Source organism: Acidovorax sp. Leaf160, assembly GCF_001424265.1.
GTDB lineage: Bacteria > Pseudomonadota > Gammaproteobacteria > Burkholderiales > Burkholderiaceae_C > Paracidovorax.
In genome coordinates, this window is sequence record NZ_LMOV01000001.1 from 179,104 (window position 1) to 192,726 (window position 13,623).

The 13,623-nt window shown below is 70.8% G+C and carries 10 protein-coding genes; 2 read left to right on the forward strand and 8 right to left on the reverse strand.

What is annotated here, in order from left to right:
- Nucleotides 1-13 precede the first annotated feature (13 nt).
- On the forward strand, nucleotides 14-1,996 hold the full coding sequence (locus tag ASF94_RS00765) for a lytic transglycosylase domain-containing protein (protein WP_056660108.1): 1,983 nt from the start codon (nucleotides 14-16) through the stop codon (nucleotides 1,994-1,996).
- Between the two features lie 102 nt (nucleotides 1,997-2,098).
- Here the strand turns inward: ASF94_RS00765 and ASF94_RS00770 are convergent, their stop codons facing one another.
- From ASF94_RS00770 to ASF94_RS00805, 8 genes are all read right to left on the reverse strand, one after another.
- The gene (locus ASF94_RS00770) at nucleotides 2,099-2,782 is read right to left on the reverse strand and encodes a Fe2+-dependent dioxygenase (RefSeq protein WP_056660111.1); all 684 of its coding nucleotides are present in this window, start codon (nucleotides 2,780-2,782) and stop codon (nucleotides 2,099-2,101) included.
- Between the two features lie 85 nt (nucleotides 2,783-2,867).
- Nucleotides 2,868-5,237 (reverse strand): catecholate siderophore receptor Fiu, encoded by a 2,370-nt coding sequence (locus tag ASF94_RS00775; protein ID WP_056660114.1) that lies wholly within the window; start codon nucleotides 5,235-5,237, stop codon nucleotides 2,868-2,870.
- Between the two features lie 393 nt (nucleotides 5,238-5,630).
- Entirely contained in the window at nucleotides 5,631-6,218 is a 588-nt protein-coding gene (locus ASF94_RS00780) for a cytochrome b/b6 domain-containing protein (protein WP_235505195.1), read from the reverse strand.
- Nucleotides 6,205-6,486, reverse strand: coding sequence for a PepSY domain-containing protein (locus tag ASF94_RS00785; RefSeq protein ID WP_056660117.1), 282 nt, complete (start codon nucleotides 6,484-6,486; stop codon nucleotides 6,205-6,207). The genes ASF94_RS00780 and ASF94_RS00785 overlap by 14 nt, the downstream gene beginning before the upstream one ends.
- An 83-nt stretch (nucleotides 6,487-6,569) precedes the next feature.
- Entirely contained in the window at nucleotides 6,570-7,253 is a 684-nt protein-coding gene (locus ASF94_RS00790; RefSeq protein WP_056660120.1) for a Fe2+-dependent dioxygenase, read from the reverse strand.
- Complete coding sequence (locus tag ASF94_RS00795) at nucleotides 7,247-8,473, reverse strand: alpha-hydroxy acid oxidase (RefSeq protein WP_082492875.1); 1,227 nt, start codon at nucleotides 8,471-8,473, stop codon at nucleotides 7,247-7,249. The genes ASF94_RS00790 and ASF94_RS00795 overlap by 7 nt, the downstream gene beginning before the upstream one ends.
- Nucleotides 8,474-8,627: 154 nt before the next feature.
- Nucleotides 8,628-10,955, reverse strand: a complete 2,328-nt coding sequence (locus tag ASF94_RS00800) for a TonB-dependent siderophore receptor (protein WP_056660123.1) — start codon at nucleotides 10,953-10,955, stop codon at nucleotides 8,628-8,630.
- Nucleotides 10,956-11,231: 276 nt separating this feature from the next.
- On the reverse strand, nucleotides 11,232-12,191 hold the full coding sequence (locus ASF94_RS00805; RefSeq protein ID WP_056660125.1) for an MBL fold metallo-hydrolase: 960 nt from the start codon (nucleotides 12,189-12,191) through the stop codon (nucleotides 11,232-11,234).
- Nucleotides 12,192-12,401: 210 nt separating this feature from the next.
- Between ASF94_RS00805 and ASF94_RS00810 the strand changes: the two genes are divergently transcribed.
- A complete protein-coding gene (locus ASF94_RS00810; RefSeq protein ID WP_056660129.1) occupies nucleotides 12,402-13,619 on the forward strand; it encodes a class I SAM-dependent rRNA methyltransferase in 1,218 nt (405 codons plus the stop codon).
- Nucleotides 13,620-13,623: the final 4 nt, after the last annotated feature.

Consider the following 13,623-nt stretch of genomic DNA (forward strand, 5'->3'; position numbering starts at 1 on the left):
ACATAATTCCCGAATGCAATTGCTCAAGATTCTGACACCGCTGTGCGCCAGCGCCGTGATGATGGCCTTGGCCGCGCCTGTTCTGGCCCAAAACCGGGGCGACGAAGCCGTGCTGGAGATGCAGAAAGCCTTCCGAAAGGGCGACCGCCAGTCGCTGACCGGCCTGCTGCCCTACGCCCGCGGCAACGCCCTCGAACCCTGGGCCGCCTACTGGGAGCTGAAGGCCCGCCTGGTCGACGCCCAGCCGGCCGAGGTCGGCGCCTTCCTGCAGCGCTATGCCGGCAGCTACCAGGAAGACCGCCTGCGCAACGACTGGCTGCTGCTGCTGGGCCAGCGCCGCGACTGGGCGCAGTTCGCCGACATGCACCCGGCCTACCGCATGTCCGACGACCGCGAGGTGCGCTGCTATGCCATCACCATCGACCAGATCAAGGGCAACGCGCCTGCCAGCGCCGCCGATGAGGTGCTGCGCCTCTGGTATGCCCAGCGCGAGGCCGACGACGGCTGCACGCATGCCGCGTCCGAGATGTTCTCGGCCCGCAAGATCAAGCCGGTGGAGGTGTGGCGCAAGGCCCGCCTGGGCGCCGACGCCAACCGCTCGCGCGTGGTGCGCGACGCGGTCGAGATCGTCGCGCCCGAGGCCCTGCCGCAGCTGCGCGAGGTGCTCGACAGCCCGATGAAGTACCTGACGGGCCGCGCCAGCGCCGCCACCAAGGTCAGCCACGAACTGGTGGTGCTGGCGCTCATCAAGCTGGCGCGCACCGACGTGGGCCAGGCCGCCCGCCTGCTCGACAGCAAGTGGGGCGTGCAGCTCTCGCCCGAGGAACGCAACTGGGTCTGGGGCGCCATCGGCCGGCAGGCGGCCAGCTCGCTGTCGGACGACGCGCTGGGCTACTACGCCAACGCCAACCGCGACAGCGACCTGACCGACGACATGCTCGGCTGGAAGGTGCGCGCCGCCCTGCGCGCCGGCCAATGGAAGGTGGCCGGCCGCGCCATCGACGCCATGAGCCCGGAGGCGCGCAGCGAACCCACCTGGACCTACTGGAAGGCGCGCACGATGCTGGCCCAGCGGCCGGGCGACGACGACCGCGCCGAGATCAAAAAGCTGCTGGAACGCATCGCCGGCCCGAGCGGCTTCTACGAGCAGCTGGCGCTGGAAGAGCTGGGCCAGCGCGTGACCGTGCCGCCCGCGCCGCAGCCGCTCACGCCTGAGGAAAAGGCCGCCGCCCGCGCCAACCCCAGCCTGGCGCGCGGGCTCTACGCCATCGCCCTGGGTCTGCGCAGCGAAGGCGTGCGCGAATGGAACTACGGCACCAACCTGCACACGCCCGGCGGCCTGGCCGAGCGCGAACTGCTGGCCGCGGCCGACCTGGCCTGCAGCCAGCAGGTGTGGGACCGCTGCATCAACACCAGCGAGCGCACCAAGGCCTCGTTCGACGTGAACCAGCGCTTTCCCATGCCGTTCCGCGACACGGTGGTGGCCCGGGCGCAGGGCATCGGGCTGGACCCGGCGTACGTCTACGGCCTCATCCGCCAGGAAAGCCGCTTCATCATGGACGCCCGCTCCGGCGTCGGCGCCTCGGGCCTGATGCAGGTCATGCCCGCCACGGCGCGCTGGACGGCGCGCAAGATCGGCATGGCCGGCTTCACGCCCGACCAGATCAACGACCGCGACACCAACATCACCATTGGCACCGCTTACCTGAAGCTGGCGCTGGACGACTTCGATGGCTCCATGGCGCTGGCCGCCGCCGCCTACAACGCCGGCCCGGGCCGGCCGCGCAGCTGGCGCAACGGCCCGGTGATCGACGCCGCCATCTGGGCCGAGAACGTGCCCTTCGCCGAGACGCGCGACTACGTGAAGAAGGTGCTGTCCAACACCACCATGTATTCGGCCATGCTCACCGGCCAGCCGCAGTCGCTGAAGGGCCGGCTGGGCACGGTGGGGCCGCGCGACATGGCCAAGCCGGAGCCGAACAAGGATCTGCCTTGAGGGATAATGCTATAAAATATATAGCATGGTTCCATTGTGGGTAGAGCGCTGGAGCCTGATTTGGCTTGAAAATCGGGCCGGCTGCGGCAGGTCACACCTCGGTCACACCTCGGCCCACAGGCGCAGCAGGTTGTGATAGTGGCCGGTGAGGGCCACGGTCTGCGGCGTTTCGCCCAGCTGCGCGCGCAGCTGCTGGATGGTCTGGTCCAGCTCCAGCAGCATGCTGCGCTGCGCGTCGCTGCGCACCATGCTCTGCGTCCAGAAGAAGGAGCACACCCGCTCGCCGCGCGTCACCGGCTCCACCCGGTGCAGGCTGCTGGAGGGGTAGACGATCAGGTCGCCCGCCGGCAGCTTGACCTCGTGCGTGCCGTAGGTGTCCACCACCACCAGCTCGCCGCCGTCGTAGTCCTCGGGGTCGCACAGGAACAGCGTGCTCGACACGTCGGTGCGCAGCCACGGCGCCGCCGCCCCTGGCACGCTCCGCACCGCGCCATCGACATGCAGGCCGTAGGTTTCGCCCGCCGTGTAGCGGTTGAAGAGCGGCGGCATCTGGCGCGCGGGCAGCGCGGCGCTGAAGAAGGGCGCGTTGGCCGCCAGCGCCTGCTGGATGATGCGGCCCTGCTCCAGCGCCACCGGGTCGCTCTCCGGCAGCTGGCGGTTGTGCTTGACCAGCGCGCCCTGCGCGCCCACCGTGGCGCGGCCGTCCACCCAGGCGGCGGCGTCGATGGCCGCGCGCATCTGGCGCACCTGCTCGCGGGTGAGGACGTTGGGGATGTGCAGCATCATGGGAGGAAGCCTCCAGTCAAAGAAAGAAACGCAAAAAAGCCCGGACCTGGCTGGCCCGGGCTGTCCACGACGGGGCCGGCGGTGGTCAGAACTTCACGTTGGCCGTCAGCAGCGCCGAGCGCGGCGCGCCCAGCATGTAGCGGTTGCCGGCGTTGTTGACCCGCGCCAGGTAGAACTTGTCGGCCAGGTTGAACACGTTGAGCTGCAGCGACACGTTGCGGTTGATTTCATAGCCCAGCATGGCGTCGAACACCGTGTAGCTCGGCACCTTGGGGAAGAACGAGGTGGCGGTGATCGCCGCGTTGCTGGTCGATCGCATCTGCGTGTCCACATAGCGCACGCCGCCGCCCACCGTCAGGCCCATCGGCAGCTTGTAGGTGGTCCACAGCGTGGCCGTGAGCTTGGGCGAATAGCGGATCACGGCCAGGTTCTGCGTGCTGGGGCCCTCGACGATCTTGGTGTCGATGCGCGCCACGCCGCCGACCACCTGCCAGGCCGGCGTGATCTGCCCGGCGGCGGACAGCTCCAGGCCCTGCACGCGCGTCTTGCCGAACTGGATCGTTTCGTTCGTGACGGGGTCCGGCGTCACCTGCTCGTTGCGGTTGATGGTGTGGAAGGCGGCGGCTGTCAGCGTCAGCTGGCGGTCGAGCACTTCCCACTTGGTGCCCAGCTCGGCCGTGCGGGCCTTCTGCGGGTCGCGGTTGGGATTGTTGATGTTGGCGTCCACGGTGGACAGCGCGAAGTCGCTGCCCGGCGGCTTGGCCGAGGTGGCGTAGGCCGCATAGATGCTGCCGTTGTCCGCCGGCTTGTAGACCAGCCCCAGCTTGCCGGTGAAGAGGTTGCCCGAGCCGTCGGCGTTGACCGGCGCCGTGGTGGTGCCGGTGGCGGCCACGCTGTGGAAGTCGGTGCGGTAGTGCTCATAGCGCAGGCCGCCGTTCAACTGCCACTGGCGGTTGAATTCCACCGTGTCGAAGGCATAGAGCGCTGCGGTGGAGACCTTGCCCTCGGTGCGCGCGCCCGAGTCGACGACCGGCACGAAGGCGCGGTTCGGGTCGGGGTTGTAGAGGTTGACGTACGACTGGTAGGAGGCCGTGCCGTTGGACACCACCCGCACGCCGCTGCTGGCGTCGATGACGGCGGCGCGCGCGCGGCTCACCTGCTCCTCGCGGCCCAGCTCCAGGCCGGCCGTCACGTTGTGCCTGAGGCCGCCCACGTCCAGGTCGGCCGTCAGGTTGGTCTGGTTGGCCAGCACGGTGTTGCGCTGGTGCTTGCCCTGGGGCAGCACGCGCATCGTCCAGGTGGCGGGGTCGTTCACGTTGGGGGTGATGAGGCCGCTGGAGAACGCGCCCGTCAGCACCAGGTCCTGCGTGGAGCGGCCCCAGCGCGTCAGGTTGCGCAGCGTGACGCCGGGCGCCAGGTCGCGCTCGAATCTGGCGGTCAGCTGGTCGGCCTTGACGTCGTCGTGGTCCGACAGCCAGCCGTAGTAGTTGCTGGTGTCCACCTTCGGGCCGGTGCCGCCGCGCGCGGCCAGTTGCGCCAGGTAGTAGCCGGCCAGGCCCGTGGTGGGCAGGCCGCCGTCGGGGCGGTTGCTCTGGTCCATGTGCAGGTATTGCAGCGTGGTGCGCGTGTCGGTGCCCAGGCCGAAGGCGACGGAGGGCGCGAAGCCCCAGCGCTGGTCGCGCACGTAGTCGCGGCCCGGGGTGCCGCTGTTTTGCGCCATCAGGTTCAGGCGCACGGCCGAGGTGTCGCTCAAGCTGCGGTTGATGTCGGCGGTGACGCGCTTCTGGTCGTCGGTGCCCACGCTCAGGCTGGCGCTGGAGACGTCGCCCCGCACCGGCTGCTTGCTGCTGAGGTTGATGTAGCCGGTGGGCGCGCCCCGGCCGATGTCGGCGCCCGCCGGGCCCTTGATGACTTCGACCTGCTCGATGTTGAACATGTCGCGGGCGATGGTGCCCACGTCGCGCACGCCGTCCACGAAGATGCTGCCCTGCGTGTCGTAGCCGCGCAGGAAGACGGCGTCGCCGGTGGCGGTGTTGCCGTTCTCGCCCAGCTGGAAGGTGATGCCGGGCGTGTTGCGCAGCGCGTCGGTCAGCGTGGTCGCGGCCTGGTCCTGCAGCACCTCCTTGCGGATGACCGTGATGGTCTGGGGGGTGTCCACCAGCGGCTGGGTGTACTTGGGCGACGACGGGGCGCCCGGCTGGTAGCCGGCGTCGCGGCTGGATTCGACCTTCACTTCCTTGAGCGTGGCGCCGGTCGCGACCGGTGCGGCGGCCAGGGTGGTGGCTGTGGTGGTGGTGGTGGTTGCCGTGCCGTCGGCTGGGCTCTGCGCCTGGACCGGAAGCCCCAGCGCCAGCAGTGCGGCGGCCGAGGTGGCGGTGGCCAGATGGGTGATGGACGCCTGCCGCGTCGCGGTCAGGTGTTTGCGGCTCTTGATGTAGGTAGTGTTGTGTGCCATGGAATGCCCCGGATGGAATCGCGCATTGGCTGGCTGGTCGGGGCGATCAAGGGCATGACGTGCGGCGCCACGAAGCGGCGCCTCTCCGAAGGGCTGGCTGCTGTCGAGCAGGGCCGGCAGCTCTCTCCTTCCACACGGCCCGGCTCGATTCGGCAATGATATTCATTCTCAATTGCGAAGTCCAAGGCGGTACGGTGTCCGGCCGCATCGCTGTGGCGAAGGCGCCACAGGCTGTGGTTCCGCCAGAACGCGGCTTGCTATCGAATGCATAGCTGGAGGTGCGTGTCATTCAAGCGCGGGGGCCTGATCGGCTGGCTGATCCGGGCCGCGGCCGGGTGCGCTTCCTCCGCCGCGCCGCGCCGGGCCGGGCTGCCGTCCGGCACCCGCAGCGCGTCAGTGGTCGCCCGGCTCCGCGGGCGGTGCCTTGCGTCCGGTGAACATGGCGGCCACCAGGTTCTCGCGGTGCTGCCAGCTGGTGAAGGCCACGCCCGCCACATGCAGTGCGACGAGTCCCAGCAGCGTCCAGCCTAGTCCGCTGTGCAGGGCGGCCAGCCAGCCATAGCCCCAGAACAGGTCGGTGGTGTAGAGCCAGCCGGTCAGGCCCAGCGCGGCCGTGCAGGCCAGCAGGGCCAGCACCATCCAGCCGCCCAGCGGGTTGTGGCCCACGAAGCGCTGGGCGCGGCCCGCCAGCACGTCCCGCGCATAGCGCCAGGTGGCGGCCGGCGCACGCACGAAGCTCGCGAAGCGGGCGTGGCGGCTGCCGGCCCAGCCCCAGGCGGTGCGCGCCGCCACCAGCGCCGCCGCAGCGTAGCCGGCGATCTCATGGACCTCATGCAGCACGCCCAGGTCGCTGCGCGTCAGCCAGGCCGTGGCCACGCTCGCGGCCAGCGCCCAGTGCATCAGCCGCACGGGCCGGTCCCATACACGCACCCGGGGCTGCGCCGGGGGCGGCGGCACGGCCGCAGGGTTATCGCTCTTCAACGCGCTCGAAGGTCTTGGGGTCGAAGAAGGCCTCGATGCGCTTGCCCTGCGGGTCCTTCGCATAGACCTCGTAGCAGGTCGGCGTCTTCTCCATGCGGCGCACCACCCAGCCTTCCTTCTCCAGCTTCTGCTGCAGTTCGGTGTGGGGGCGCCATTCCGCCTTGGGGTGTTCGGGGCATTCGACCTTGCCGTGGGCGAAGGCGCTGCTGCAGGCGCCCAGCGCCAGCAGGGCGGCGGTGGCGAGACGGGAGGCGGTGAGGGTCTTCATGGTGGCTTTCGTGGACGTGGTGGCGTATGGGGCGTACGGGGTTGTGGTCGTGGTTGGCAGGGAGGGGCCGGTCCGGGCGCCGCTCACTGCCGCACCCAGCGGCGCAGCAGGTTGTGATAGACGCCCGTCAGCTGCACCAGCCGCGCATCGTCCGCCGCCAGCAGCGGGGTGATGCGCTGGATCGACTGGTCCAGGTCGAACAGCAGGGCGCGGTCGGTGGGGTCGGCCACCAGGCTCTCGATCCAGAAGAACGAGGCGACGCGCGCGCCGCGCGTGACGGGCGTGACGCGGTGCAGGCTGCTGGACGGGTACAGCACCAGGTCGCCGGCCGCGAGCTTGACGCTCTGCACACCGAATGGCCCCTCGATCTCCAGCTCGCCGCCGTCGTATTCCTCGGGCGCGGAGAGGAACAGCGTGGCCGACACGTCGGTGCGCATCTGCTGGTGCGTGCCGGGCACGGCCATGACCGCGCTGTCGACATGCGCGCCGTAGCTGCCGCCGCCGGCGTAGCGGTTGAACTTCGGCGGGTAGATGGTGCGCGGCAGCGCGGCCGAGACGAACAGCGGGTGGCCGGCCAGCCGCGCCAGGATCTGCCGGCCCAGCTCGGCCGCCAGCGGCAGCCCGTCGCTCAGCTGCTGGTTGCGCTTGACGCCCTGCGCCAGCGTGCCGGCGGTGGCGGCGCCGTCGGTCCACGGCGCGGCGTCCAGCGACTGGCGCAGCTGCCGCACCTCGGCGGCGGAGAGGACTTGGTCGATGGAGATCAGCATGGCGGGGCGTTCGTGTCGTGGGCGTCGATGCAGGTGCCGGGGTGGGCGGCGGTGTCGCCAGGGGGCGAGGGCTGGGCGGCGAGGCAGTGCGCGCCGATGTCGGCCAGGCTGGCGCAGCCGGCCTGCGCCATGCAGGCCTGCAGCTCCTCGACCAGCAGGGTCAGCATGTGGGCCACGCCCACGGCGCCGGCCACGGCCAGCGCGTACACCTGCAGGCGGCCGACCAGCACCGCGTCGGCGCCCAGCGCCAGCGCCTTGAAGGCGTCGTGGCCGGTGCGCACGCCGCCGTCGAACAGCACCGGGTAGCCCGGCCCCACGGCCGCGCGCACGGCCGGCAGCACCGCCAGGCTGGCGGGTGCGCCGTCCAGGCTGCGGCCGCCATGGTTGGACACCACCACGCCGGCGACGCCTTCGGCACGCAGCGCCACCGCATCGTCCGGGTGCATCACGCCCTTGACCCACACGGGCAGGCGCGTGTGCGCCTGCAGCCAGCGCAGGTCGTCCCAGGTCGGGGCGTGGCGCATGGCGCCCTGGAAGATCCGGCTCTCGCCCTCGGCCAGCACCGTGGCCGCGCCGGCCGGGTAGCCGGCCAGGTTGCCCGCCAGCCCGTCCGCCGCCGGCATGCGAAAGCCCGCGCGCAGCGCGCTGCGGCTGGCCAGCTGGATCGAAGCGTCCAGCGTGACGACGAGGGCGGTGTAGCCGGCCGCATCGGCGCGCCGCACCAGGTCGAGCGTGGTCTCGCGCGCGGGCTGGAAATACAGCTGGAACCAGCGCACCGGTCCGGCGGCCTGGGCGATGGCCTCGAGCGGCAGCGAAGACAGCGTGCTGGCGATGAAGCCGGCGCCGGTGGCGTGGGCGGCCCGGGCTGTGTCCGCCTCGCCGCGCGGGTGGGCCAGCCGCTGGAAGGCGACGGGCGCCAGCAGCAGCGGGTGCGCCAGCGCCTGGCCGCCCAGCGACAGCCGCGTGTGGCCGGCGCGCACGTCGCGCAGCAGGCGGGGCACCACCGCCCAGCGCCCGAACGCCGCCCGGTTGGCCGCGACCGTGGTGTCCCAGCCGCTGCCGCCGGCCACGTAGGCCCGGTGCGCTGGCGCCAGGTGGCGCGCGGCCAGGCTTTCGTAGTCGGCCGCGTTCCAGGCGCCCTCGGGCACACGCTCCAGCGGCGCGAGGGGCGGCGCCGAGGGGGGGCTGGTCGGTGGCGGCAAGGGCGGGGTGGGCTTCATCGGTGGAAACAGGTCCGGCCCCGCGCGGGCAGGGCCGGTTGAGAGGTCCCGCCCTGCGCTGGCAGGGCGGGGTGCAAGGCCCTGCCCTGCGCTGGCAGGGCGGGGGGCGGCAGGCGCTGCCGTGTCATGGCCAGCGCGCGCGGCCCAAGCCGGGTCACAGATCGTAGTTCAGCGTCAGGCGCACGGCGCGTGCGTCACCCTTGTAGAGGAATGCGCCCGAGCGGTACACGGCGGTGTAGTAGTCCTTGTTGGTCGCATTCAGCACGTTCAGCCGGATGTCGAACTGCTTGTTCACGCGGTACGACGCGAACAGGTCGTACACGGTGAACGAGGGCACCGGCTGCGAGCAGACGCCGTTCACATGGCCCGCCGCCGTGTCGGGCTGGCCGCCGCAGCGGTTGCTCTCATGGCGTGCAGCGGCGCCGACCGACAGGTCGCGCGTGAGCTGGTACTTGCCCTGCACCGACAGCGAGCGGTCGGCGAAGTTGCTCAGCGGCTGGCCCACGTTGGCGGGGGTGGACGAGCGCAGCACCTTGGACTTCATGAACGCGACGCCGGCCTGCAGCTGGAAGTCGCGCGTGAGGTTGCCGGCCAGGCCGAACTCCACGCCGTGCACGCGGTTGCGGCCGCTGTTGAAGGTGCCGGTGGTGTCGTAGTTGGCGCCTTCCATCACGTCGCGCTTGGTGGTCTGGAAGACCGCCGCCGTCGCCAGCAGCTTGTCGTCCAGCAGGTTCCACTTGGTGCCGATCTCGAAGTTGCGCGAGGTCTCGGGCTTGGCGCCGGCGGCGTTGCCGTTGTAGAGCACCAGGCCGCCGTAGCCGCTGCTGGTGCCGGCATCGGGTTCGCCGCCGTTGATGTCCTGCGCGCTGCCGTAGCTGGCGTAGACCATGCCCATCGGGTTGATCTTGTAGCTCACGCCCAGGTGGCCGTTGAGCAGCGTGTCGTTGAAGCTGTAGTCGCCCGTCTGCGCGCCGCTGGCGGCGTTGCGGGTGAGCATGTCCAGCTGGTAGTAGTCGGCCCGCAGCCCGCCGAAGGCCGTCCACCGGTCGGTCAGGTCGACCGTGTCCATGGCCGACAGCGCGAAGGTCTTGACTTGCCAGTCGCGGCTCCAGGCCGTGCGCGAATAGCTGCGGCCGGCCAGCGATCCCAGGTTGCTCACCGCGTTGCCGTTTGCGTCGGTGATGCACCAGGCATTGTTGGCGGTGGCATTGGCGGCGCCGCGGCAGTTGAAGGCGCCGCTGTTGGCGATGGCGTAGCTGCCGGACTTGACGCGGTGGTCGGTGTACTCGGCGCCGAAGATGAATTCGTTCTTCTTGCCGCCGATCAGCGTGTCCCAGCGCACGTTGCTCTGGTGGGCGAAGTACTTCACGTCCTGCCAGCCGGTGTGGCCGCTGTCGAGCGCCGCAGTGGCGAACAGCGGCTGGCCGTTGGCGAACGCGGTGCGGCTGGAGGCGCCGGTGGTGGCGTAGCCGTTGTCGGACGTGCCGTAGCGCGTCAGGCTGGTCAGCTTCAGGTCGGGCGCGAAGCGGTAGGCGATGCGCGCGGTGACGGTGTCCACGTCGGATTGCACGAAGTCGTTGTCCTGCGCGTAGACCGGCACGCCGCGGGCGGGCACGCGGCTGGGCACGGTGCCCACCAGGTAGGCACCCAGGTCGGGCCGCTTGTCCTTGGCGCGCAGGCCGTAGTAGTCGAGCGTGACCGACAGGTCGCGGTTGACTTCCCAGAGGCCCGAGAGCGCCAGGCCGTTGCGCCGCCGCTCGGAGGGGCTGCGGTCGGGCACGTCCTCGCTGCCCACCAGGGCATTGGCGCGCAGGGCGAACTGGTCGGTGAAGCCCTTGTTGACGTCCAGCGTCAGGCGGCGGTGGCTGTCGGTGCCCAGGCCCAGCGAGGCGCGGGTGAAGTCGTAGTCCAGCGTGGCCTGCTTGGTGATGGCGTTGATGGCGCCGCCCGCAGAGCCCCGGCCGGCGAAGCTGGAATTCGGGCCCTTGGTGATTTCAACTTGCTCGACGGCGAAGCTCTCGCGTGTGGTCATGCCCGGGTCGCGCAGGCCGTCCACGAACACGTCGCTGCGCGCTTCCTGGCCGCGGATGATGTAGCGGTCGCCGAAGGCGTTGCCGTTCTCGCCGGTGCCCAGCGTGATGCCGGGCTGCGCCGCCAGGATCTGCTTGAGGTCGGTGAAGCCCGAGTCGTCGATGGCGTTCTTGGTGACCACCGAGATCGTCTGCGGCGTTTCGGCCAGCGGCCGGGTGTGCCGCACGTCGGCGGAGGTCTTGGCCTTGTAGGGGGCGCCGACCTCGGCGTTCGGGTTCGGGTCGATGGCCTGTTCCTGCACCGTGACGGTGGGCAGGGCGACGTCCGCGGCTGGAGCGCCCGTCTGGGCCAGGGCGGCCCATGGCAGCAGGGCGGCGGTGGACAGGGAGGCGGCGACACCGCCCGTCAGGCGCAGGCTGCGCGGTTTCTTGAAGGAACTGGAGTGTTTCATGATGTTCTCGGACGTAACACGGGCGGCCGGATTATTAGTAAGAATCAAATGCATTTGCGATTCCGTCTGAGAGGTCTCTGGCGATTTCCGCAATTGCCTGGTGAAAAACGGGGGATTTGTCGTGATGGCGCAACATTCCGGGCGCGCTGCCGGGATGCGCGGGTGCCCACCGGGCGGGGAATGGCCGGTGCGTGGCGTGGCGGCGCGGCAATGCGGCTCTGCGTCAGCTGCGCGCGGGGCCCCCAGCGGGCGCGGGCCGGTGGAAGGCGTGCGCCGTCAGGCGTTGTGCAGCCAGGCGCCCTCGCGCCGTGCGGCGCCGCTGGCTTCCAGCGCCTGCACCAGCGACTCCGCCCAGCCGTCGAAGGGCGTGCCGGCGAAGTACCGCGCATGCAGCATGCCGAAATAGGGCGTCGCCGCGGCCCAGCCCTGCACCTGGGCCAGGGGCGCGCGCTGCCATTCCAGCAGCTTGTACTTCAGCAGCACCTTGGCCGCGTAGAGCGCGTGGCGGTCCGGAGCGCGCACGAACCCATCCAGCCGGCGGCGGGCGGTGGCGAGAGCCTGCGCCACGTCGGTGAACACCGGGCCATGGCCCGGAATGACGATGCGCGGCGCCAGCGCCTCGATGCGGTCCAGCGTGGCGGCGACTTCGGCGAAGGCGTGCTCGCCCTCCAGCTCGGGAAAGACCACGCCGAAGCCGTTCTCCCACAGCGCGTCGGCCGAGATCAGCACCGCATGCTCCGGCTCGAACAGCACGACGGAATGCGTGTCGTGCCCCGGTGCCGCATGCACCTGCCAGTCGCGCCCGCCCAGGCGCACGCTGCTGCCGGGCTGCAGCACGCCGTCCAGCCGGAACGGCGGGCAGTCCTGCCCGGTGGGGGTGTAGCTCAGGGCGTCGGGGTTCCAGTCGCGCACATGGGCCGCCTGGCCGGGCGGCACCAGCGTGCGCAACGCCGGGAACGCCGCCTGCAGCGCCGCGTTGCCGCCGCAGTGGTCGCTGTGCAGGTGGGTGTTGACCAGCGCCCTGAGCGGCAGCCCGCCCAGGCTGGCCGTGACCAGCGCCACGGTCTGCGCGGCGTGGGTGCAGTAGCCGCTGTCGACCAGAGCGGCGTCGTCGGCGTCGTCGGCGCCGGTCAGCAGGATGTTGTTGGCCGACAGCCAGCCGCGCTCCAGGACGGTGATGCCGGCGGGCAGGAGCGCGGCGGGGGACGAGGCAGCAGATGGCGCAGATGGGGACATGGCGCGACCAGCGTAGCTCGGCAGGCGGTGGCCGGCAGCAAGAAAAACCCGCAGCCGGCCGCTGCGTGCGCGCCAGCTGGCTGTCTCTTTCTTAGTGAAAAATGCCTCCAGCGCCTGTATATGCTGGGTCTTTTGCTATTAAAAGTATAGCAAACAGGTGCGGCGCGCCGCCCGCTCCCGCCACCGGCCGAGCCGCGACAATACGCCCCCATGAAAACCATTCGCTTGCGACCCGGCAAGGAGCGCTCGCTCCTGCGCCGCCACCCCTGGATCTTCGAGTCGGCCATCGCCAAGGGCGGCGGCGACAGCGGCGAGACGGTGCGGGTCGAATCCGCCGACGGCCAGTTCCTGGCGTGGGCCGCGTTCAGCCCGCAGTCGCGCATCCGGGCCCGGGTCTGGAGCTTCGACGAGCGCCAGCGCATCGAGGCGCCCTTTTTCGTCGCTGCCTGCGAACGTTCCATCGCCGCCAGGGCCCGGTTCGACATCGAAAGCGATGGCGTGCGTCTGGTGCACGGCGAATCGGACGGGCTGCCCGGGCTGATCGTGGACCGCTATGGCGACGGGGACGATGCCGTGCTGGTGGCGCAATTCACCAGTGCCGGCACCGAGCGCTGGAAGGATGTGCTGGCCGATGCGCTCCTGCAGGCCACCGGCGCGCGGCACCTCTACGAGCGCTCCGATGCCAGCGTGCGCCAGCTGGAGGGCCTGGAGCCCGCCACCGGCTGGCTGCGCGGCGGCACCGCCGCAGACGGCGCGCCGGTGCCGGTGGAGCGCTCGCTGCGCGAGCACGGCTGGCGGCTCACCCTGAACATCGCCGAGGGCCACAAGACCGGCTTCTACCTGGACCAGCGCGACAGCCGCCAGCGTTTTTTCAGCACCGTGCGGCGGCTGGGTTCGCAGCGCGTGCTGAACTGCTTTTGCTACACCGGCGGCTTCTCCGTGGCGGCGCTGGCGGGCGGGGCCGGGCATGTCACGTCGATCGACTCGTCCGGCCCGGCGCTGGAGCGGGCGCGCGCCCACGTCGCGCTCAACGGCTTCGACGCATCGCGCGCCACCTTCCTGGATGCCGACGTGAACGCCTCGCTGCGGCAGTTCCTGAAGGAAGGGCGCACCTTCGACGCCATCGTGCTCGATCCGCCGAAGTTCGCCCCCACCGCCGCGCACGCCGACCGGGCCGCGCGGGCCTACAAGGACATCAACCGCCTGGCGCTGCAGCTGCTGGAGCCGGGCGGCGTGCTGTTCACCTTCTCGTGCTCGGGCGGCATCAGCGCCGACCTGTTCCACAAGATCGTCGCCTCGGCCGGTGCCGACGCGGGCGTGGACGGCTACATCCAGGAACGCCTGGCGGGCGCTCCCGACCATCCGATGACGCTGGAGTTTCCGGAGGGCGAGTACCTCAAGGGACTGTCGGTGATGCGCAAGGGCTGACCCG